The following is a 26688-nucleotide window of genomic DNA, read 5'->3' as shown; positions in this document are numbered from 1 at the left end:
ACGCTGCGCATCCGCAACCAGTTCCGCGACGCCGAGGACGGTGTCGAGCTGTTCCGCTTCTTCGACGGCTCGACCATCAAGATATCGGACGTCGAGCAATTGCTCCAGATCGCCGGCGGCAACCGGGGCGACAATATCATCACGGGCCTGCTCGATCAGGAGAACGTGCTGGATGGGCGGCAGGGCGACGACATGCTCTCCGGCGGCAACCGCGCCGATACCTACGCGTTCTCGGCCGGCTACGGCTTCGACCGCATCATCGAGCGGCCGGACAATGCGGGCATCGTCGATCGCGTGGTGTTCGGTGCTTCGGTTCGCTTCGAGGACATCGTCGTCAGCCGCAACGGCAACGATCTCGTCATCGATCTCGGCAGCGGCCTCGACGTCCTGACCATCGTCGACGGCCTGTCGACCAGCCGTGTCGAGCAGTTCGAGTTCGCCGACGGGCGGATTCTGTCCATTGAAGCCATCATCGACCGCATGCTGACCGGCACCGCCGCAGACGACCATCTGATCGGCTTCGACAACCGCAACGATACGCTGTCGGGCGGGGCGGGCCAGGACGCGCTCGAGGGCGGGCTCGGCAACGACACCTACAAGTTCGGCATCGGTGACGGCAGCGACAGCGTCTACGACGCCGGCGGCGTCGACAAGGTGGTGTTCGGCGAAGGCATCACCTCCGACCTCGTCCATTTCAGCAATATCGACGGCGATCTGCTGATCTCGATCGGCAACGGCGTCGACCGGCTCGCCATCCTGTCCGGCTATAGCGCAAGGCCGGTCGAGAGCTTCGTCTTCGCCGACGGCACGACGCTGTCGATCGAGGACGTGCGCGGCCTCATCCGCGACGGCCTGTCGAACGCGAGTCAGGACCTCGTCGACCTCCGCGAATTGCCCGCCGCCAGCACGCTGCATCCGGGTGCTGGCCATGACCGTCTGATCCTTGCCCAGGATTCGCGCGTCGTCATCGGCGCCTCGGAAGGCATCGACAGCGTCGAGATGCCCGCCGGCGTGACGAGCGCGACCATCGTGCTCGAGGGCTACGCCTCGAGTGATGCCATGGTCAGGCTGGTCGCAACGGATTCGACCGACCTCATCGTGTCCTTCTCGTCGGGAAGCCAGCTGATCGTCAGGGGCGCGCTCGGCAATGGCAGCGTGCCGAACATCGAATTCGCCAACGGCGTCACCTGGAACGGGGCCGCGCTGGTGCAAGCGGCCATCGCCGGGCAGGCGAGCGCGGGAAGCGATATCATCGTCGGCAGCGGCCGTGCGGACGTCATTGCCGGCGGCGCGGGAGACGACCTCCTGAGCGGCGGGACAGGCGACGATTCCTACAATTTCACGCGCGGCGACGGCCGCGACGTGATCGACGACAGCTCCGGCAACGATACGCTCGCGATCACCGGCTATCGGCCGGACGAGCTGCGCGTCTCGCAGATCGATCCGGCGCGCAACGAGCTCGTGCTGTCCTTTGCCGATTCGACCGACCAGATCGTGCTGCGCTACGTCTGGGGCTGGAACGGCGTCGACACCGTTCGTTTCAGCGACGGTACCTCGTTCACGCTCGATCAGCTTCGCGACATGGCGGCCGATTTCGGGACTTGGCAGGACGACCGCATCGTCGGCTCCACGCGCAGCGAGACGTTCAACGGTGGCGCGGGCGATGACGTCATCATCGGCGGCGGCGGCGACGACATCTACCGGTTCGGCCGCGGCGACGGGCAGGATCGCATCGAAAGCAACGGCTCGGCCGACGGCAAGGGCACGCTCGTCTTCGGTGCCGGCATTGCGCTGGAAGACATGGTCACGACGCGGGATGCCGACGGCAACATCGTGCTGTCGATCAGCGGCACCGACGACCGCGTCACGCTGGTCGATCCCGCCGGCGACATCGATCCGGTCATCGCCAGGATTGTCTTTGCCGACGGCCGCAGCCTCAGCTACCGGGCCCTTTCCGGCGCGATCGCATCGACCGATGGCGACGATCACATCATCGTTCCCTCCGATCTCGCCAATCCCGACATCGGCTCGGTGATCTCCGGCGGCCTCGGCAACGATCACGTCGAAGGCGGAAGGGGTGCCGACGTCATCACCGGCGGCAAGGGCGACGATCTGCTGGAAGGCGGCAGCGGCACCGATATTTATTATTTCGGGCGCGGCGACGGGCAGGATACGGTCGCCGACGTCGAGATCACCGATGCCTCCAAGGTCGACAAGGTCCGCTTCGCGGCCGGTATCCTGCCGAGCGATATCCGCTTCCTCTCGGTCGGACCGAACGACCTCGTGATCGGACTCGTCGGCAGCGACGATCGTCTGACGCTCAAGGACATGTTCCGCGCCGGGAACGGTGCGACCGATTATGGAGTCGAGCAGTTCGAATTCGCCGACGGCACGGTGTGGCAGCTCGCCGACATCGTATCGCACGCAGCGGCCTCGGCTGGCGCGGGCGCCGACGCGATCGATTTCGGTCCGCAGCTCGATGTCGCAATCACCCTCGACGGCGGCGCGGGCGACGATGTCCTCGCCGGCGGTGTCGGCGACACCACCTACGTCTTCGGCCGCGGCTATGGCCGCGACACGATCCGCGAGGCCGCGGACGCGACCGGCTCCAGCGACACGCTACGCTTGAACAGCGGGATCGTGCCGAGCGATGTGGTCGTGGTCAGGGACGGCAACGACATCGTGCTGCGCCTCGTCGGCAGCGACGACCGGCTGACGATCGTCGGCCAGGCCACGGCGAGTGCGCCGCCGATCGACGTCGTGCGGTTCAACGACGGCACGCAATGGAGTGCCGCGACGCTTCTCTCGCGCGCGCTCACGCCGGACGCCGCCGAGCACGCGCTGCATCCGAGCAATCCGTCGGCCGATCCATTCGCCGACCCGGTCTTCGCAGGCGCGGGGCCGGGATCTGGCGGTGGAGGAACACAGGAATCCTCGACCATCGGCCTTGCCAGCTACGATTCCGTCTCGCGGCCGGTCACCGGCCTCGCCGTGGTCGGTTCGGCCACAGATATCGGCGGCGGCACCTATCAATTGACGCCGGACGCCGGCAACAGGGCCGGCGCCGTCTGGGGCAGCATCGACCTGTCGCAGAACGTGGTCTGGACCACGAAGATGTTCTTCGGCGCCAACGAGGGTGGCGCCGACGGTTTCTCCTTTGCCGTTCAGAATAAGAGCGCGGGCGAACTGACCGGATCGGGCGGCGGCGGGATGGGCACGCTGGTCTCCGGCTCGTTCGGCATCATCTTCGATACCTGGGGACAGGCGACCGACTTCAGCCAGTTCGTGGTCAACGGCCAGACCGGCGACGACAATTTCGACCCGCGGCACGACTTCAGCCAGCTCGAGGATGCGGCTTGGCACGATGTCGTGATCACGTGGGACGCGGCGAGCAAGACCTTCAGTTACAGCGTCGACGGAACGCAGATCGGACACAAGACCTATGACGTTGTCGGCACTCTGTTCGGCGGCGATGCCGACGTCTGGTACGGCTTCGGCGCGGCTACTGGCGGAGCGACCAACGACCAGCGAGTCCAGATCCTTTCGGTTACTACGCTGCAAGGGACCGGGGTCGACCCCGCCACGGTTGGCACCGTCGAGCGGATCGGCTCCGGCCTGTTCGCGCGCGAGCTCGCCGGGGCTGCGGCACAGAACAGATACGACGTGTTCGTGCCGCTTTCGCCCTGGGGCGACCGCGTCGATGTCGTCACCAATTTCAAGAGCGGCGATGCCGGCGACAGTCTCAACATCGCCATTGCCGAGGGATTGTCCGGCACGTTGCTGGCGCGCGCGGTCGGCTCCGACACGCTGATCTATTTTGCGGAGCAGGGCGCGCAGCGCCTTGCCGACGCCCGCCTGCTGTTGCGACTGGACAACGTCTCGCCGACCAGCCTCACCAGCGTCAATTTTGGTGGTGCGGCGTTCACGGTGATTGCCAACCAGACCCTGAGCGCCAACGGGGCGGCACCTGTTCAAGGCGGTTGGGGCGACGACACGCTCAACGGAGACAATTCAGCCAACACCCTGTCGGGCGGCGCCGGCAACGACACGGTGGCGGACGCCCGTGACGGCAACGATATCCTGACCGGCGGGACCGGCAACGACTGGCTGCGTGGCGGCGGCGGCAACGACACCTATGTGTTCAACCGCGGTGATGGCCAGGACATCATCAGCGATTGGGGCTCCGGAACCGACACCATCCAGTTCGGCGCCGGCATCACGGCCGCCGATGTCGTGGTGACGCAGGGCAGCAACGGCCAGGATCTCATCATCGCCATCGCGGGGACCGACGACAGGATCACGGTCCAGCGGAGCCTCGATGCCGAATGGACTCGCATAGAACAGCTGCGCTTTGCCGACGGCAGCACGCTCAGCTACGCCCAGATGGTCGAGCGGTCGCTGACACCGACGGTCGGCAATGACACGTTCGCCGGAGACCAGTTTGCCAACACGCTTTCGGGCGGCGTCGGCAACGACACGATCTCGGATGCCCGCGAAGGCGACGATATTCTGATCGGCGGGGCCGGCAATGATTGGCTGCGCGGCGGCAGCGGCAACGACACCTATATCTTCAACCGGGGTGACGGTCAGGATACCATCAGCGACTGGAATTACGGGAACGACACCATCCAGTTCGGGGCCGGCATCACGGCTGCCGATGTGGTGGTGACGCAAGGCAACGGCGGCCAGGACCTCGTCATCTCCATCGCCGGAACCGACGACAGGATCAATGTCCAGCGCAGCCTCGATACCGACTGGAGTCGAGTAGAACAGCTGCGCTTTGCCGACGGCAGCACGCTCAGCTACGCGCAACTGCTCGACCGCTCGCTGACACCGACCAGCGGTGATGACACGTTTGCCGGGGACCAGTCCGCCAATACGATATCCGGCGGCGCCGGCAACGATACAATCCTCGATGGCCGCGACGGCGACGATATCCTGATCGGCGGCACCGGCAACGACTGGCTGCGCGGCGGCAATGGCAACGACACTTATGTGTTCAACCGGGGGGACGGCCAGGACGTCATCAGCGACTGGAACTACGGCAACGACACGATCCTGTTCGGGGCTGGAATCACTGCCGCCGACCTGTCGTTGACGCGTGCCAGCAACGGCCAGGATCTGATCATCGCGATCGTGGGGACCGCGGACAGGATCATCGTCCAGCGGGAGCTCGATACCGACTGGAGTCGGATCGAGCAGCTGCGCTTTGCCGACGGAAGCACTCTCAACTACACCGACATGCTCGCGCTGGCCGACGCCAACGATCGCAGTGGTCTGACCCAAATCGGGGCGGTGATCGGTAACGGCATCGTCGGGACAAACGCTGCCGAATTTCTTAATGCATCGGCCTATGCGACCGGCGCCATATTGGATGGTCGCGGCGGCTACGATCAGCTGACGGGCAGCGCCTATGACGATGCCCTGACCGGGGGCGCCGGCAACGATTTGCTGACGGGCGGTGCCGGCGCGGACACCTACCGGTTCTCCGCGGGCTTCGGCCAGGACGCGATTGAGGAATATACGTCGAACGGCAGCAACAATGTCATCGTGTTCGATGCGTCGCTCTCGATCGATGATTTCGTGCTGGAAGCCAATGTCTCGACCGACGGCAACGGCAATTCCGATTTTGGTCAAGCCCGGCTGCGTTTCACCGGCAGCGACGACCGGATCACGATCGCGGACCTCGATACGATCCAGCAGATCCGCTTCGCCGACGGTACCGTGCTCGACCGGCAGCAGATGCTCGCCCGCGCGGTCGACCTTTACAGCAACGACCGATCGATCTCCCCGTCGGATATCCCGATACCGAATCCCCTGAACGGATCGGCAAAGGACGACCTGATCGAAGGCCGTGGCAGCGACGACACGCTCCTCGGCGGCGCAGGTAATGATCGCATCTATGGCGGCGACGGCGCTGACGTCCTGAACGGCGGGATCGGCAATGATCTCCTGTCCGGTGGCACGGGAGCCGACGTCTATCGGTTCTCGGCGGGCTTCGGTCACGACACGATCGAAACAGACGACATCGGGCTCGACTGGATCGAGTTCGATTCCAGCCTGACACCAGCCGACATCGAGCTGCTGCGTCCTTACGACCGGTATGAAGGCGGCGGCCTTACCGACGATTTGCTCGTGCACGTGAAAGGCACCGGAGACGTCATCGAAATCCGCTATACGCTGGTCACGGACGATCCCTACCAGAGCATTGCCGGAATCCGCTTCTCGGACGGGACGACTTGGACGCTGGCCGACATCATCAACGCTGCGGCGCCGACGCCGGGCATCAACGTGCAAGGCGCGATCTCGGACGATACGCTGATCGGTACGAGTTACAACGATTCCCTCAATGGCGGCGGCGGCAACGACACCCTGATCGGCGGTGCGAGCGACGATTTCCTGGGGGGCGCGGAAGGCGAAGACATCCTCGACGGCGGCGCAGGCAGCGATGCCCTGATCGGCGACGCCGGTTCGGATATCTACCGCTTCTCCAGCGGTTTCGGCAACGACTACATCAACGATTTCCGCGAAGAAGGTACGACGAACGCGATCGTCTTCGACGCGACCATCGCGGCCTCCGATGTCGCGGTCTATTTCTCGCAATACGGCGACCTGATCCTGCGATCGGTCAACTCGGACGATTCCGTTACCATCGGCAGCGCCTATGTCGATGAAACCGCCGGTGTCGATGAAGTCCGTTTCGATGACGGGACGATCTGGACCCGCGACCAGCTCGTTGCGACCGCGGTGGCCCTGCCGGGCAGCTTGATCCAGGGCGACGCGACCGATCAGACGCTGAGCGGCACCGCCTTCGACGATGCAATTGACGGCGATGCCGGAAACGAAACCATCATCGGCGGCGCCGGCAACGACATGCTGTACGGTGGCGACGGTGCCGACATCCTGATCGGCGGCGCCGGTCACGATGAAATGGACGGGGGATACGGCAACGATATCTACCGTTTCTCGACCGGATTCGGCTCGGACACGGTTTACGTTACTCCGTACTATGCGGACGATACCGACGTCATCGAGTTCGACGCGACGATTGCCGCTGCGGATGTCCGTCTCACCTTCGAGGAATACGGTTACCCGCAGAGCGTGTTGCTGACCATCGAGGGCAGCACCGATCAGATCATGCTGAACGGGCTCCATGAGTCCATCGAGATTCATTTCGCAGACGGAACGATCTGGACGTATGACGACATCGCCTCGCTCGCCGCGCCGTGGCTGGGTGTCCAACTCCAGGGCGACCAGGGCACCGACGTTCTCGGAACCAGCGGCTGGGACAAGCTCGAGGCCAATTACGGCGTCGCGTCCACCCTCATGGGCCTAGCTGGCGACGACATCCTCAACGGCTCCACCGGCGACGATATCCTCGACGGCGGCGCCGGCGACGACGAGATGCAGGGCAACGAGGGATCGGATACCTATCGCTTCTCCGCCGGGTTCGGTCAGGATCGGATCTCCGAGTGGGGGGCCGACGTCAACCACATCGTCTTCGATGCCACGATCTCGTCCGGCGACATCGTCATCGAGCATGAGGCCGGCTATAACGGCGACATCACCTATGCCGACGTGATCCTGCGCGTCGCGGGAACCGAAAACCGTATCACGTGGGGCGGCGGATTCGGCTGGAGTGAATACGACGTCCGGTTTGCCGACGGCACTGTCTGGAATTCCAGCGATATCAGGGCGCGCTGGAGCCTGATCGAGCATCCCTATCAAGGCGGCGCTCCGATGGTCGGCGGCGCCACCAATGACAGCATGTATGGCTCGGTCGGCGCTGACGTCATCGAAGGGCGCGGGGGCAACGACAGCCTCAGCGGCAATTCCGGTGGCGACATCCTGGTCGGAGGGACCGGGTCCGATCAGCTCTATGGCGGTGCCGGCAGCGATACCTACCGCTTCTCTGCCGGCTTTGGCGAGGACTGGATCAACGACTCCGTGAACGGCTCGGACGTCAACGTCATCGAGTTCGACGCATCGATCGACCCGGCGCAGGTCAGCGTCCTGTCGGACGCCTCCGATCTCCAGGGCGATTTCTATCTGTCCATCGCCGGCACCGAGGACCGCGTTTGGGTCTCGCGCTATGGTCGCGATTCCGTGATCTCGCAAGTCCGCTTCGCCAATGGCACGGTGTGGACCGGCGCCGACATCGAGACGCGGCTGGCCTATTCGAACCGGCCGACGCTGGTGAGTTCGGCCGGCGGCGCACAGATGCTCGGTAGCGCCGGCAGCGACACCCTGACCGGCACCGCCGGTGCCGACGACATCAACGGCGGCGGATTGGTGCAATGGCAGCCGGTGGGCCCCAATCTGCTCGTCAACGGCAGTTTCGAGCAGCTCGCTGCGGATGCCACCCCGCAAAGCTGGGGCTATTCGGCAACGACGTTGCCGGGCTGGACCCGCATCAACAGCACGCAGCCGGCGACCACGCTGGGGATCGAGCAGATCACATCCGGATACAACGGTGTCACCGCCACCAACGGCAATTATTGGCTCGATCTCGACGGGGCGGGCTCCGGCGGCACCAACGTTCAGATCGCACAGGACGTGACCGGTCTCACCGAAGGCGAGACGCTCCTGGTGCAGTTCGACCATGCCAACCGTACCTGGGATTGGAACGGCTCGTTCGACGTGCTGTGGAACGGCACGGTGGTCGCGAGCTTCAACAATACCGGCACCGCGATGGTGCGCTCCAGCGTGCTGGTGACGGCAGCCGCCGGCACCAACCAGCTCAGCTTCCGCGGCACCGGCAATCAGGACGGCGTCGGCGCCTCGCTCGACAATGTGAGCCTGACGCGCACGCAGGCCGTGGCGAGCTCGGCGATCGGCAACGACGTCCTGTCCGGCCTCGACGGTGACGATCTGACCCGGGGCGGTGCCGGAGACGACGTGATCTCCGGCGGCAACGGCACCGACACGCTTAATGGCAATGGTGGTAACGACAGCATCAACGGCGATGCCGGCAATGACATCCTGATCGGCGGCAAGGGCAACGACAACCTGGTCGACGGCCAGGGCAACGACATCTATCGCTTCGCGGCCGGCGATGGCCAGGACACCATCACCGACGCAAATGGAATCGACCAGATCGAGTTCGGCGCCGGCATCGATCCGGTGGACGTCAGGGTTGCGCTGGTCGGAAATTCCTCGACGCTCGTCGTCACGTTCCGCAACAGCGACGACCGCATCACCATCAACAACGGCTCGGTCGCGGACGGCAGGGCCATCGAGAAGTTCATCTTCGCCAACGGCACCGTCTGGAATTCCGCCGACATCGCGGCGCGATGGAAGGCGCCGACTGCGGGAGCCGACCTCATTCTCGGCACCACGAACGGCGAGATCCTCGCGGGCGGCGCAGGCAATGACAGCCTGATCGCCGTCGGCGCAGCCACGCTGCTCGGCGAAGCCGGCGACGACACCCTGACCGGAGCGGATGGTGCCGACATCCTGGTCGGCGGCACCGGCAACGACACGCTGTATGGCGGGCAAGGCGGCGACGTCTACCGTTGGGGCCGCGGCGAGGGCAGCGACACGCTCACCGACACCGGCGGGACCGACCGCGTCGAGATCGGCGCCGGCGTCGTGCCCGACGACATCAAGGTCACCACGCCCGACGGGCGCAGCCTCGTCCTGCGGATTCGTGACACCGGCGAAGAGCTCAAGCTCACCGATGTGATCGCGAATACGAACAACGTCATCGAGAGCATCGTCTTCGCCGACGGTACCGTCTGGACGATGAACGATCTGAGGGATCAGTCGTACATCGGCGAGGACGGCGCCGACACCATGGTGGGAACCAGCGACGCCAACCGCCTCGATGGGCGCGGCGGCAACGACAATCTCTCCGGGCTCGGCGGCAACGATGTGCTGCTCGGCGGCGTTGGCGACGATGCGCTCGGTGGCGGGATGGGAGACGACCGTCTTGTCGGCGGTCTCGGCAACGATTCGCTGTCGGGCGGCGCCGGTGCCGATACCTATGTGTTCGCGGCCGGTGATGGCACCGACACGATTGCCGACGGCGGCGATGCAACGAACGATACGCTGCGGATCGAAGGCTATAGCCTGTCGCAGATTCGCTTCGGCGCGCTCGGTCAGGATCTGATCATCCGATTCGCCGGAAGCGCGGACCGCATCATCGTCCGCAACGGCCTCGGCGGCAGCGCCAGCGATCTCGTCGACGCCTTCGAGATTGCGGCCGACGGAATAATGTTGTCACTTGCCGACGTGCTTGGCCGCCTGGTCGAGGACGTCGCCGTCACCGGCGAATTCCTGGCCGGAAGCGCCGCCGACGACGTGCTCACCGGCGGTACGGGCGACGATTATCTGAGGGGCGGCGAGGGGGCCGACATCCTGTCCGGCGGTGCCGGCAACGATCAGTTCGGGGACATCTCTGCCGACGCTTCCGTCGACACGCTGACTGGCGGCGCCGGGCGCGACACCTATTACTACCTGCCGGTGCGGCAGGGTGCGCAGCCTATCGTCGCGGACGTCATCGCCGATTTCCAGGCAGGTGCCGGCGGAGACGTCATCCGCCTGATGACCAGCAATCCCAATCCGTTCGAGGGCGGGAGCATCTTCCTGGCGCAATCGGGTAGCGATGCGGTGATCATGATGCGGGCGGAGTCTGGGCCCGACCAGACGCTGGTGCGCCTGCTCGGCGTCGACGCCGCGACGCTGACCTCGGCCAATTTCGACGGCGTTCCGATCGCGATCGACAATTCGATCAGCATCAATGACGACGATGCCGGCCACGTCCTCAACGGCAGTGCCCTCGATGACCGCATTTTCGGCAATGGCGGCAATGACGTCATCAACGGTTTCGGCGGCAATGACCGGTTGGCCGGCGGTGTCGACAACGACGTGATCGACGGCGGTCTCGGCAACGACCTGATCGCAGGCCAGGAAGGAAACGACCAGATCGTCGGCGGCGGCGGCAGCGACATCATGTCGGGCGGCTCCGGCGATGACGTGATCACCGGTTACGGCGACGGCAGCTTCGCGACCGATACCGATGTATTCGAGGGCGGCCAGGGCGACGATCAGCTTTCTGGCGGCAGCGGCACGGACGTCTACCGCTTCGCGCGAGGCGACGGCCGCGACACCGTAGCCGATCTCGGCGGCAGCGATCGCCTGGAATTCGCCGCTGGAATCGCGGCCGCCGACGTCAGCGTCGTGCAAATAGGCCGCGACGTCGAACTGCGCATCAATAACGAGGGCGGTCGGATCCGCGTGACCGGCGCGCTCGACGGTGCCAGCGCCATCGAGACCATCGCCTTCGCCGACGGCATCAATTGGACCTGGAACGAGGTGCTGACGCGATCCTTGCAGGGATCGGCCGGCGACGATGCGCTCGCGGTTCCCGCGAGCTTCCAGGGCAACTCCATCACCCTCGACGGCAAGGCGGGTAACGACTCCCTGCAAGGCAGCGCGGGAGCCGATACGCTCCTGGGCGGCACCGGCAACGATGTGCTGCAGGGAGCGGGAGGCGACGACACCTATGTGTTCGCCCGCGGCGACGGCCAGGACGTCATTCTCGACACGTCGGGTATCAACGCGCTGAGCTTCGCCGCCGGTATCCTGACGAGTGATATCCGCATCGTCCGCGGTGCGGCCAATTTGGTGCTCGAAATCATCGGCACCGGTGACCGCGTCGATCTCGGCTCTCCGGCGACAGTGGACATGGGCGTCTCCCGCGTCACCTTCGCCGATGGCACGGTCTGGACGGCGGCGACCCTGATCGCACTCGCCCGCACCGCAACCGATGGCGACGACGTCATTCGCGGCGACGATTTCGACAATGCGCTCGCCGGCGGCGCCGGCGATGATCTGCTGATCGGCAATGGCGGCGCCGACGACCTCGACGGCGGCACCGGAAACGATCGCCTTGCTGGCGGTACCGGCGACGATACCTACCGGTTCGCAGCCCATGGCGGCCACGACCGCATTGCCGATACGGCCGGCAACGATACGCTGCTGCTGGCGCCGGACATCGCCCCTGACGACATCGCTGTGTCGCAGAGCGAGGACGGGGCCGACTTCACGCTGATCGTCAAGTCGACCGGCGCGCGCATCACCATCGAAGGCGCGCTCGGCGCAGGCGGTATCGAGGCGATCCGCTTTGCCGACGGCACGGTGTGGGGCGCGTCCGATCTGCTCGCGCGTGCGCCGAGCTTCGCCGATGACGTGCTCACTGGCGATGCCGCCAACAACGTCATGAGCGGCGGTCTCGGCAACGATCATCTGTCCGGCGGCGCCGGAAACGACACCTACCGCTTCGCCCGCGGCGACGGCAGCGACGTCATCAACGACAAGGCGTCGTCCGCGGCCGATCGGCTCGAGATCAGCGGCTACTCCGCGGCCGAAATCAGCTTCCATCGCATCGCCGCCGACAGCGACGATGTCGCGATCCGCTTTGCCGGAACGACCGATCAGATCATCATCGTCGATGCGCTCGCTGCCAACTTCGCGGGGGTCGAGACGATCGCGCTCGCCGACGGCACGCAGTACACCGTCGCCGATATGAAGCTGGCGATCCTCGCCAGCCTCTCCACCGACGGTAACGACATCATCATCGGCACCGACGGCGCCGACGCGCTGATGGGAGGCAAGGGCAACGACCTCATCGATGGTGGATACGGCAACGACACCTATCTCTATCGCCGCGGCGATGGTGATGACCGGATCAACGCGGTCGGCAGGGGCACCGACGTCCTGAGCCTGACGGACTACAACGTCGCCGACGTCGTCTCCGCCGTCCGCGCCGGTCCCGACAGCAACGATCTGGTGCTGTCTTTCTCGGGCGCAGGCGATCGCGTGATACTGGTCGATGCCCTCAGTCCGTCCAACAATCCGGCGTTCGGCCTGTCGGTCCGTTTCGCCGACGGCACGATCTGGAATCGCGACGCAATGCGGACCCGCGCGCTGTCCGATATCGACGGCGCCGGTAATGACAATGCCTACGGCTTCGACGGCAACGACACCTTTGCCGCGAGGACTGGCAACGATCTGCTCTCGGGCGCTTCCGGCGACGATCTCTATCTGTTCAGGCGCGGAGCCGGTAACGATACGGTCGTCGATTCCGGAACGGGCGGCACCGACCGAATCCAGATTGCGGACTTCACCTCGACGGAAGCCCATGTCGAGCAGCTCTATCGCGGATCGGATGCCGTCGTCATCCGCTTCACCGGCAACAGCGCGGACAGCCTGACCGTGTTCGATGCGCTCTCGACCGATGCCAAGGGCATCGAGAGCTACGTCTTCGCCGACGGCGTGATCTGGACCAAGGAGACCCTGCGCGAGCTGCTGGGCAACCGTGCCCCGACCGCGCTGGGCGACGGCTTCTTCTCGGTCACCACCGGCGTCGAGCTCGTCATCAGGGCGACCGACCTGCTCCGCAACGACTTCGACGCCGATGGCGATGCGCTGACCATTGTCGGCGTCGACGCCGGCGCTTCCGGCGTCGCCACGATCGATGCCCAGGGCAATATCCACTATACCGCGACCAACGGCTATTACGGCTCCGCCTCAATCAGCTACACGATCTCCGACGGCCATAACGGCTTCGCCACCGCCTCGATCGATCTCAAGGTGCGTCCGGTCGCAACGGCCTATCCGGATACGGGCTTCACCGTCGCCGAGGATGGCTCGCTGGTGATCCGCGTCGAACGGCTCTTGGCCAACGACCTCGACGGCGACCGCATGATCGTCGGGCAGGTCTATCAGGCCGTCAACGGGACGGTCGCGCTGGCCAGCGACGGCAACATCACCTTCACGCCGAACGCTAATTTCAACGGCACCGCCGAGTTCAGCTATGTGGCGAACACGCCCGAAGGCGGCCGAGCCGAAGCCAAGGTGACGATCCAGGTCACCGCGGTCAACGATGCGCCGGTGGCGCATGCCGATACCGTCGATGCGACGCCCGAAAGCACCGGCTTCACGCTGGACCCAAGCACGCTGAGCGCCAACGACACCGATATCGACCACGACAGCCTCACGGTGCAGTCGGTGATCTCCAACGCCGATGTCACCGTGACGATCGGCGACGACGGCCTGATCCATGTGACCCCGCGCGCCTATTTCTGGGGCAGCGCCCATTTCGACTACGTCGTCGCGGATCTCAGCGGGGCGACCTCGACCGGCCGGGTCAGCTTCACCGTCACTCCGGTCAACGACCCGCCGGAGCTGCACGACGATCGCTTCGAGACGACCGACAACGGCGATCCGATCCGCGAGGATAATCCGATCGTAATAGGTGCCGATCGCCTGCTCGCTAACGATATCGAGCACGACGGCGAGACGATGACGGTCACCGCCGTTCGCCACAGCCATGGCGGCAACGCCGTGCTGCTCGAGAACAACACTGTCCTGTTCACGCCGGCGGCCAATTTCAACGGCGATGCCTGGTTCGAATATCAGGTCGACGACGGTCACGGCGGAACCGCCTGGGCCCGCGCGACGCTGGCCTATCAGCCGGTCAACGACCTGCCGGATGCACGAAACGACAGCTACACCGACCAGAGCCTGCCGATCCTGCGCGGCACCGAAGACCATTCGATCGAGATCCCGATCATCGAGCTGCTCAAGAACGATGGTGATATCGAAGGCTTCGCGGTGCAGTTCGAGAGCGCCGGCAACGCGGTGCATGGCGATATTGAGGTCACCGACCATGGCACGATCATCTTCACGCCCGATGCCGACTTCTGGGGCGAGGCGACGTTCAGCTACCTCGTCCGTGACAACGAGGGCGCGGTCGACGGTGCCACCGTCACGATGTGGTTCGAGAATGTCGGCGACGCACCGCCGGTCGCCCATCGCGACGTCATCTATGTGAACGAGGATATCCCCACCGTCATTCCGATCGCAACGCTGCTTGCCAACGACACGGATTTGGACCGCGATCCGTTCCGCTTCCTGGGCTGGCGCCTGTCGACGAATTTGGATGCGTTGGTGTTCGGCGGCGATGCCGGCCAGAAGCTGAACGGCACGATCGAGTTTGACGCAGACGGCAATCTGGTGTTCACGCCGAACCGGGACGCGAGCCGGGCCTCCGGCTTCGTCTACGGGGTGACCGACGATGCCGACGGCTCGGCTGAAGGCTATGTCGATATCGTCATTGTCCCCACCAACGACGATCCGACCGTCGGCCAGGACGAAGGTTTCGTCACGCCGCTCGACGCGCCGCTGGTGCTGCGCGTCACCGATCTCTTGAAGAACGACTACGACGTCGAGCAGGCCGATCATGACGGCGACGGTGTGATCGACGACGATCTCGACAATCCGAACCGCGCCAGGCCGTCCTTCGTCGGCGTCGACGGTGTCTATGATGCCGATGCGCTGGCGCTCGGCCAGCGCGTGCCGCGCGGCACGGCCGAGGTGGTCGACTGGAACGGCGAGAAGTTCATTGTCGTGCACTTTGCGGCCGGCTTTACCGGCCAGGTTGCGGTCGAATACCGCATCGCCGACACCGACGGTGCCACCGACACCGGCTTTGCCATGGCCTCGGTGGCCGACAGCTATGGCGGCCTGCTGCGCGGTACGGCGAAGGCCGATTATCTCGTCGGCACCGAGGGCGCGGATCTGATCCAGGCGCTCGGCGGCGACGACTTCGTGCTGGCCGGCGGCGGCAACGACCGGATCGAGGCCGGCAGCGGCGACGATCAGATCGATGCAGGAGCCGGTGACGACTGGATCGACGCCGGCGACGGCGCCGACCGCATCACGGGCGGCGACGGCTACGATACCGTCAGCTTCGAGAATTCCGATTTCCTCGTGCGTGCCGACCTCGAATCGCGTGTCGGCCAGGGCGGCTACGCCCAAGGCGACACCTATCTCGGCATCGAGGCGCTGGTCGGCTCGCAATACGCCGATCAGCTCGGAGGCGATGCCGGCGACAACCGGCTCGAAGGCCGCGACGGCAATGACCTCCTGGAGGGACGCGTCGGCAACGATATCCTGCTCGGCGGCGCGGGCGATGACGTCCTGCGCGGCGGCGCAGGCGCCGATTTGCTGGACGGTGGCCTCGGCAACAACACGGCCGATTACAGCTTTGGTGCGACCGGAGTATCGATCTCGCTCGCTTCCGGCGCCGCACATGGCGGCGATGCCGAGGGCGATGTTCTGACCAATATCCAGAACCTGACCGGTAGCGATGTCGACGACACGCTGGAAGGCGACGCGCTCGCCAACATCCTGTCGGGCGGCCGCGGCAACGACATTCTGGTCGGCAATGCCGGCGACGACACCTTGATCGGCGGCCGTGGCACGGACCAACTGATCGGCGGTGACGGCATCGATACGGCCGACTACACGCTGTCGACCGAAGGGGTCATTGTCGACATGGCCAACGGCGCGGCCGGCGGCGGCGACGCGCTCGGCGATACCTTCTCCGGGATCGAGATCGTCCAGGGCTCGTATCAGGACGATACGATCAGAGGCGATGCCGGCGACAACCGCATCCGCGGCGGCCGCGGCGCCGATATCATCGACGGACGCGGCGGCTTCGACGTCGCCGATTACAGCAGGGCCGACGAGGGCGTCACGGTCAATCTGGCGACGGGCCTCGGCACCGCCGGCGAAGCGGCCGGCGACCAGCTCTCCTCGATGGAAATGCTGGTCGGCTCGCTCTGGAACGACCAGTTCACCGGCAGCGCCGGCAACGACTGGTTCCAGGGCCTTCGCGGCAGCGACGCCATCGCCGGCGGTGCCGGCTCGGACACCTATGTGTTCGGCTTCGACGACGGCCAGGACATCATCACCGAGCAGGGCGCGGCGACCGACACCGACCGCCTGGTGCTGTCATCGGCGATCGCGCCGAAGGACGTCTCCGTCATCCGCGAGGGCAACGACCTCCTGCTCGAATTCGAGCGGCAGGATGGCTTCCTGGTCGACACGGTGCGCGTGACCGACCACTTCCTCGGCGCCGAGAGCGGCATCGAGGAAGTCGTGTTCTCTAACGGCACGGTCTGGAACCGCGATCGCATCGATCAGCTGCAGCAGCTCGGCCGTTTCAATGCCGCCGACGACATCGTGCATCTCGGCGTCGAGGACGAGCCGGTCCTGATCGATCCGGCGACCCTGTTCGCCAACGACGCCGACAGCGCGGTCAACCTGACGCTCGCCGGCGTCGGCAACGCCGCGAACGGTACCGTGCGGGTGCGCGAGGACGGCAAGATCGAATTCCTGGGCGCGCCCAACTACAACGGCGATGCCTTCTTCAACTACACCGTCCGCGACCAGTTCGGCCGCGAGTCCACGGCCCGGGTCGAGGTCGATCTCGCGCCGGTCAACGACGCGCCGACGGCGGTCGATGATCCGCTGGTCTATGGGGTCGAGGACCAGATCCTGCGGATCCGGATCGACACCCTGCTCGCCAACGATTTCGATGTCGATGGCGACGCCGGTCTGGAAGGGTTGCACATCGTTTCGATCGCGCCGCTGACCAACACGTCCGGGCAGGCGATCGACAGCTACAAGGATGTCGACTACCGGTTCGAGGGCAGCAATGTGTCCGCGCGGCTGGATGGCGACTACATCCAGTTCAAGCTGCGCCCGGACTATTTCGGCGCGGCTGGGTTCGTCTACACGCTCGCCGACGCCAGCGGCGCGACCTCGACCGCCAAGGTCGAAATCTCGATCTCGCCCGTCAACGACGCGCCGCGCGATCGCGACGCCTATCGCTGGATCCGTCTCGGCCAGGATACCACCGTCACGGTCGCCGATCTCTTGGCCAACACCTACGACATCGAGGGCGACGGCTTCACCTTCGTCGGCCTGCACGGCGGTCTCGACAACAACCCCGCCAACAATGGCAGCCTGGTGTTCGACGAGGCGACCGGCACCATCACCTTCACGCCGGCCTCCCTCGGCCAGGCAAGCATCGAATATGACGTGATCGACGCGCGCGGCGCGGCGGCAACCCTGACCTATGACTTCAGGGTCAAGCCGCTCAACGACGCGCCGAAGGCCTACAACGACTACGGCTACCGCACGCTCGAAGACCAGATCCTCGTGATCGACCCGGCGACGATCCTGGCCAACGACACCGACGAGAACGGCGACACGCTGGTGCTCGAGAGCATCGCCCGGTTCGCCGACGGCGGTAAAGTACGCCTGCGGGACGACGGCATGATCGAGTTCCGGCCGACGCCGGACTACAACGGCGCCGCCGGCTTCCAGTACACGATAAGCGACGGTCGTGGCGGCACCGCGTCCGCCTATGTCGCGATCACCGTCCTGCCGCGGAACGAAGCTCCGATCTTGCGCAACGATTATGTCAGCGGCCTGGAAGACGGTCCGCTGTTCGTGATCCCCGGCGAGGCGTTCGGCAACGACATCGACGCGGACGGCGACGTGCTGTTCTTCAAGCGCTCGACCGTGCTCGGCGTGGTCGACCATCGCTATCTGTCCGCCGATTACGAGGTCAGCGCGGCCATGGCCGACGGATCGGCGCTGCCGTCCTGGCTGCAGTTCGATTCCGCCACCATGCGATTTGTTGGATCGCCGCCGGCCGGAATGGACCCGCTCTCCGTCGACGTCTGGGTGCGAGATCCCTCGAATGGACGGATTTTCAACACACGGTTCGAGCTGACGGAAGGCGACATCTCCGGCGGCTTCGAGGCCGGGACCGATGTCCTCGAGGGATACGAGATCCGCTCCGCCTTCGCGGTCGATTACGAATTCGATGCTTCCGATCTCGATGCGGACACGACGGTCACGGCCAGGCTCGCCGACGGCTCCTTGCTGCCGTCCTGGCTCAGCTTCAACGCCCAGACGCTGCGGTTTACGGGAACGCCGCCCGAGGGGACGACCGATCCGATCAGTGTCCAGCTCACCTTCACGCATTCGGCCGCAAGCGGCGGCAATCCAAAGACCTTCTCCGACAGCATGACGCTGGATCCGGCGACGCTGCCGGCCGGCGTCACCTACGACAGCCAGATCGCGCTGCTCGACACCAAGAGCGGGACGGTTTCGGCCTCGATCATCGGCGGCCGCCCGTTGCCGGATTGGCTGTCGTTCGACGCCGCGACGCGCACCGTCAGCCTGAGCGGCTTCGCGCCGGATGCGGATGCGCAGGTGGCACGCTTGCAGGTCGTGTTCACGCCGGCGCCGCGTGTGCTTCCCGACGGGACCTATGCGTCGAGCAATCGCGGCTTCACGCTCGAATTCGTCGTCGATCCGCACGGCGACCTCGCGAGCCAGATGGCGGCGATCAACCAGGCGCTGGAAGGCGATGCCTATTTTTCAGACCAGGGCCTGTTCGCGCTCGACCTGAAGGGCACCGGTGCCATCACCGCAATCCGCGAGAGCGGCGCGCCGCTGCCGGACTGGCTGAGCTTCGACCCGGCGACCTTCAGCTTCTCCGGCATGCCACCGGCCAATTGGGTCGGCGCGGTGCCGGTCCGCCTCGACATCGCCGCGGGCAACGGGCATCCGGCGATGTCGATCATCACCGAGGTCGTGGTCGACGACACCTTCAAGATCGTGCCGTTCCCGGCCTCCACAATCGTCTCGTCCGAGCAGATCAACCTCCAGGTTCCCGCCGACTTCAACGGCACGGTCGTGCTCAGCTACGACGCGACCGACGAGAAGGGCGGCGTATCCGGCGATCCCGCACTGATCTTCTACGACGTGAAGCCGACCCGCGAGCGGCCGGACGTCGCGGTCGACGATCTGACGGGACGCGAGGGCCAGTCCACGCGCTTCGCTGTTACCGACCTGCTGCGCAACGACTTCGATCGCGACCGCGATGCCTTGCGTATCCTGTCGCTCGGGCAACCGGCCAACGGCTCGCTGGTCATCGAGCTCGCCCATGTCGAGATCGCGCCGCCGGCCGAGCTCGGCCAGATTGAGGGCGCGGTCTGGAGCGCGACGCTCGCGGACGGCTCGGCGCTGCCGGGCTGGCTCACCATCGACAGCGCGACCGGCATGCTCGCGGGTGACGTGCCGCTGGCGTTCGCCTCAAACCTCGACATCCGCTTTACGCGGACGCTCGGCGGCGACAGCCAGAGCGCAACCTCGAGCCAGCGCCTCGACGGCAACGCCGGGGCCTTCGTCGTCTATACTCCGGCGGACGCCTTTTCCGGCGATGACGCCTTCGGCTATGTCGTGACCGACGATCGCGAAGGTCCTTCAACCGGATCGGCCATCGTGCATGTCGCGGCCGTCAACGATCCGCCGACCACGGTCGAGGATACCGTCGCGGCGATCGAAGACACGCCGCTCCTGATCGATCCGGCGACGCTGCTGGCCAACGACTACGACGTCGACAATAACCCGGTCCGCTTCGTCGATGTCGTCAATGCCGCGCATGGCACCGTCAGCTTCGACGGCACCCATATCGTGTTCACGCCCGACCACAATTTCGAGGGAGTCGCTTCGTTCGAGTATATCGTGACCGACGACACCAACGGCTCGAGCACCGGCAAGGTCAAGGTCAACGTCGCCTCGACCAACCGCGCGCCGATCGCCGCGACCGACGTGTTCGCGACCGTCGAGGACACGCCGTTCGAGTTCACCACGGCCGACCTGCTCGGCAATGACAGCGATGCCGACGGCGACACGATCACGTTCCAGTCGCTGTCGCGCAGCGCCGGCAACGGCCGCATCATCGAGCTGCCCGACGGACGCTGGCAGTTCGTGCCGAACGAGAACATCAGCGGCGCGGTCAACTTCAGCTACACGATCTCCGACGGACGCAAGACATCGACCGGCACAGTGACGTTCAACGTCGCTGCCGTGAACGATGCACCGATCGCCAATCCTGACGGAGCAGGGACCGCCAACGATTCCCAGGGCGTGTTCAGGACGATCCAGGACCAGGCCATCACGATCGACTTCGCCGCGCTGATCGCCAACGACCGCGACGTCGAGGGCGACAGCTTCGAAATCGTCGAGGTGTTCGACGGCGACCAGGGCACGGTGGTTCGCGTCGGCTCGACCGCGGTCTTCAAGCCGAACGCCGGCTATATCGGCGATGCCGGCTTCCATTACCGCGTCACCGACAGCCATGGCGCCTCCAGCGTCGGCTTCGTGACGCTGCTGGTCGCACCGAACGTGCCGCTGCCGATCCCGGTGTCTGACGCCGGCTTCGAGGTGCTCGAAGACGGCTTCATCGACATCGATCCCGCCGCGCTGATGGCGAACGACGTTACGCCGGAGGGATCGACCCTGACCTTCGTCGGGCTCGAAGGCGCCGAGTTGCTCGCGAACGGCAAGTATCGGATCACGCCGGCCGCCAACTTCAACGGCGAGCTGGTGCTGCGCTATTCGGTCAAGAACGAGCAGGATTTCGCGGTCTCGACGACGGTCACGATCAACGTGCTGCCGGTCGCCGACGCTCCGGTCGCGCGCGCCGACGCGCTCGACATGCGCGAGGATTCCCCGCTCACGCTGTTTGCGAGCCAGCTGCTGGCCAATGACAGCGATGCCGACCAGCAGGCGTTCGTGCTGACTCGGATCATCGCGACCTCGGGCGTATCGGTCACCGATCTCGGCTTCGGCCAGCTTCAGATTACGCCGACTGCCGATTTCAACGGACCGGCGTGGTTCGACTACGAGATCGAGGATTCGACCGGCCTGACCGCAACGACGCGGGTCAATGTCAACGTCGGGGCGGTCAACGACGCGCCTGTCATCTCCGCAGTTCCCGTGCTCAAGGGAATAGAGGACCAGCGCTTCAGCGTGACCCTGCCGGCCGGCTTCGTCGCTGACGTCGACGGTGACGCGCTGCTGGTCGAAGTCCGGGGCAAGGACGGGACGGCGCTGCCGGCCTGGCTCACATACGACCCGCAGGCGCGGCTGCTGAGCGGCGATCCGCCCGCCAACTTCAACGGCACCATCCAGCTCGAGATCGCGGCATCCGACGGCACCGCGCAGACCGTGCGCGAGCTGCTGGTGTCGATCGCCCCGGCGAACGATGCGCCGGTGTTGTCGGTGCCGCTTGCCGACGTATCCTCGTCCGAGGGTGCGCCGCTTACAATCGCGATCCCGGCCGGCAGCTTTACCGATCCCAATGGCGATCCGCTGACCTATTCGGCGACGCTGGCCGACGGCAGCGCGCTGCCTCCCTGGCTCGGCTTCGACGGCACGACTTTCACCGGCATGCCGCCGGCGAATTTCAACGGCAGTCTCGATATCTTGGTCACGGCCAGCGACGGCGCCCGCGTGGCGAGCGACGTCTTCCGGGTGACCATCACGCCGGTAAATGATGCGCCGGTCGTGGCGCAGCCGCTTGTCGACGTGTCGTCGCCGGAGGATACTCCGCTCTCGATCACGATCCCGGCCGGCAGCTTTGCGGATGTCGACGGCGATGCGCTGACCTATGCCGCGACGCTGGCCGACGGCAGCGCACTGCCGTCCTGGCTCAGCTTCGACGGCACGACGTTCACCGGCACCCCGCCGGCGAATTACAACGGCGCGATCGACATCGAGATCGTCGCCAGCGACGGCACGCTCACCGCAAGCGATGTCTTCCGCCTCACGATCACCCCGGTGAACGACGCGCCGGTGCTGGCGCAGCCGCTGACCGATATCGTCTCGCCGAAGAACGTCCGCGTCACGATCCCGGTCCCGGCTGGCAGCTTTGCCGATCTCGACGGCGATACGCTGACCCTGACGGCAACACTGGCCGACGGCAGCGCGCTGCCCGAGTGGCTGGTCTTTGACGGTGCGAGCTTCGACGGCACGCCGCCGACCGACTATACCGGCGCGATCGACATCCTGGTCACGGCGAGCGACGGTTCGCTCTCGGTCAGCGATGTGTTCCGTCTGACGATCCCGTCCGTAAACAACGCGCCCGTGGTCTCGGTCCCGCTGCCCGACGTCTCTTCGCCGGAGGACACCGCGCTGTCGGTCGCGATCCCGGCGGGCAGCTTCACCGACGTCAACGGCAACCGGTTGACCTACACGGCGACGCTCTCCAGCGGGGCCGCGCTGCCGTCCTGGCTCGCCTTCGACGGCACCACCTTCACCGGCACGCCGCCGGCCAATTATAACGGCACGGTCAGCATCAGGGTGACGGCCAGTGACGGTGCGTCGTCGGCCAGCGACATCTTCGTGCTGACGATTACGCCGGTGAACGACGCGCCGGTGCTCTCGGTGCCGCTGTCTGACGTCAATTCGGCCGAGGACGCCGCGGTCTCCTACACGATCCCGGCCGGCCGTTTCACCGATGTCGACGGCAACACGCTCACCTATACCGCCACGCTGGCAGATGGCAGTCCGTTGCCGTCCTGGCTGACGCTGACCGGGGCCAGGTTCGCCGGCACCCCGCCGCTGAACTTCAACGGCGCCATAGACATCATGGTCACTGCGAGCGACGGATCGGTCTCGGCCAGCGACGTCTTCACCCTGACGGTCACGCCGAAGAACGATGCGCCGGTGCTGTCCGTGCCGCTTCCTGACGTGTCGTCGCCGGAAGACACGCCGCTGTCGATCGTGCTTCCCGCCGGCAGCTTCACCGATATCGACGGCGATACGCTGACCTACACGGCGACGCTCTCGACCGGCGCTGCGCTGCCGGCCTGGCTCTCCTTCGACGGCACCACATTCACGGGCACGCCGCCGGCAAACTACAACGGCACGATCAGCATCAAGGTCACGGCTCGCGACGGCGCGCTGACGGCCAGCGACATCTTCACGCTGACGATCACGCCAGTGAATGATGCGCCGGTGCTCTCGGTGCCGCTGTCGGACGTCAATTCGCCGGAGGACACCGCGCTCTCCTACACGATCCCGACCGGCCGCTTCACCGATCCTGACGGCAACACGCTGACGTATTCGGCGACTCTGACGGACGGCAGCCCCTTACCGTCCTGGCTGACGCTGACCGGTACCAGGTTCACTGGCACGCCGCCGCTCAACTTCAACGGGGCGATCGACATCCGGGTCACCGCGAGCGACGGCTCGCTCTCGGCCAGCGACGTCTTCACCCTGACGGTCACGCCGAAGAACGATGCGCCGGTGCTGTCCGTGCCGCTTCCTGATGTGTCGTCGCCGGAAGACATGCCGCTGTCGATCGTGCTTCCCGCCGGCAGCTTCACCGATATCGACGGCGATACGCTGACCTACACGGCGACGCTCTCGACCGGCGCTGCGCTGCCGGCCTGGCTCTCCTTCGACGGCACCACATTCACGGGCACGCCGCCGGCAAACTACAACGGCACGATCAGCATCAAGGTCACCGCCCGCGACGGCGCGCTGACGGCGAGCGACATCTTTGCGCTGACCATCACGCCGGTGAACGACGCGCCGGTGGTCTCGGTGCCGCTGTCGGCCGTCAATTCGCCGGAGGACACCGCGCTCTCCTACACAATCCCGACCGGCCGCTTCACCGATCCTGACGGCAACACGCTGACGTATTCGGCGACTCTGGCGGACGGCAGCCCGTTGCCGTCCTGGCTGACGCTGACCGGCACCAAGTTCACTGGCACGCCGCCGCTCAACTTCAACGGGGCGATCGACATCCGGGTCACCGCGAGCGACGGCTCGCTCTCGGCCAGCGACGTCTTCACCCTCAATATCACGCCGAAGAACGACGCGCCGGTCCTGTCGGTACCGCTCCCAGACGTGTCGTCTCCGGAAGATGCGCCGCTGGCGATTACGATCCCGCCCGGCAGCTTCACCGATATCGACGGCGATACGCTGACCTACACGGCGACGCTCTCGACCGGCGCTGCGCTGCCGGCCTGGCTCTCCTTCGACGGCACCACATTCACGGGCACGCCGCCGACAAACTACAACGGCACGATCAGCATCAAGGTCACCGCCCGCGACGGCGCGCTGACGGCCAGCGACATCTTTGCGCTGACCATCACGCCGGTGAACGACGCGCCGGTGGTCTCGGTGCCGCTGTCGGACGTCAATTCGCCGGAGGACACCGCGCTCTCCTACACGATCCCGACCGGTCGCTTCACCGATCCAGACGGCAACACGCTCACCTACAGCGCCACGCTGGCGGATGGCAGCCCGCTGCCGTCCTGGCTGACGCTCACCGGCACCAGGTTTGCCGGCACCCCGCCGCTCAATTTCAACGGCGCGATCGACATCCTGGTCACCGCCAGCGACGGCTCGTTCACCGCCAGCGACGTGTTCACCCTGAGGATCACGCCCGTCAACGACAGACCGGTCGCGGCCAATGACGGCCCGTTCTCGGTGACCCACGGCGACACGCTTGCCATTGCGCCCGCAAGCCTGCTCGCCAACGACACGGATATCGACGGCGATAGTCTGACGATCGTCTCCGTCGGCACGGCACCCAGGGGTACCGTCGTGATCGACGGGCAGGGCGTCAGCTATACGCCCGATTTCGGCTACGAAGGAACCGACAGCTTCACCTATACGATCAGCGACGGTGTCGCGACGGCGACTGCCACCGCCAGCCTCACCATGTCGAACGCCTTCGAGGGCTGGGTCGTGGGGACCGCCAGTGCCGACACGCTGGTCGGTGACGGTCTTGCTCCGAACAGCATCTATGGCGGCGCTGGAAACGACGTTATCACCGGCGGCGCTGCTGCGGATCGTCTGGCCGGCGGCGTCGGAATCGACACGCTCAACGGCAATGACAGCGACGATTTGTTCTGGGGCATGGCCGGTAATGACACGATCAACGGCGGCAACGGCACCGACACGGCCTACTACAACGGTGTGATGTCGACTTACTCGATCGTCACGTCGGAGGGGTCGGTTCAGGTCACCGACAACTCCACGGCGAACGGCAGCGACGGCGTCGACACGCTCACGAGCATCGAACGGCTGGTCTTCCGCAACGGCGAGACGGTCACGCTGGCAGCGCCGATTATCCTCGACCTGGACGGTCTGGGCGTCGAAACCACCACCGCCAGCCAATCCTCTGCGATGTTCGACATCGACGGCGACGGAACGGCTGACGACACCAGCTGGATCGGAACCACCGAGGCCTTCCTCTTCCTCGATCGCGACCGCAACGGGGCCGTGAGCGGCATTTCGGAGCTGAGCTTTGCCGACGATGTGGCGGGCGCCCGCTCCGATCTCGAAGGGCTGCGCGCCTTTGACAGCAATCGCGACGGGATTCTGTCGGCCGACGACATTCGCTTCGCGGACTTCAACCTCTGGCAGGACCGCAATGGCGACGGCTCTGCCCAGGACGGGGAGATATTGTCGCTGTCGACCGCAGGTGTGCGCTCGATCAACCTGGTAGCATCCGCAACGGATGCATCCTGGGAGTTCGGCAGCACCGTGATCGTCAATTCCGGAAGCTATACCCGAACCGATGCGCGCACGATGGGCTATGTCGATGCCGCATTGACGCGGGCGACGGAGCGGCAACCGGTCGCCGCCGGCGTCTCGGACTCCGCAAGTTCGGCCCAAACTCTGGCCTCGGCGCTCGAGATCCTGTCCGCGAATCCCGCGCCATCGATCGGCGAGCAGTTCCGGCGCGCGATGGATGCAATGGTAGGGCCGGCATCCACTGACAGGCCGGATGCAACGCGTGGTACGACAGACGCTGCTTTTCCGTCGCCTCCCGGCGCCAACCCGGCCAGTTGGGTCGGGCCCGTGGCGAGCGGTGAGGGGGCAACGGATCGGTCGCCTGCGCTCCTCGCGCTGATGCGGCAGGAGTTGTCGGCATTCGGCACCAATTCGGGTGCGGCCGATCTCTCCTGGCGCAGGGAAGCGGCAGCGCATCCCACGGATTTCTTCGCTTGA

At 65.7% G+C, this 26688-nt stretch carries 1 protein-coding gene (cut by a window edge); it reads left to right on the top strand.

Translation table 11 applies throughout. The annotated features are described in order from the left end of the window. On the top strand, positions 1–26688 hold the 3' portion of the coding sequence (locus AC24YW_RS03270) for a tandem-95 repeat protein (RefSeq protein WP_487481349.1). 5766 nt of this gene lie to the left of the window's left edge; 26688 of the gene's 32454 nt are visible here — the last part of the coding sequence; its start codon lies off the left edge, out of view; it ends in the stop codon at positions 26686–26688.

The sequence above is a fragment of the Bradyrhizobium sp. USDA3516 genome, from assembly GCF_057651995.1.
This window is presented reverse-complemented; position numbering and strand designations above follow the sequence as displayed.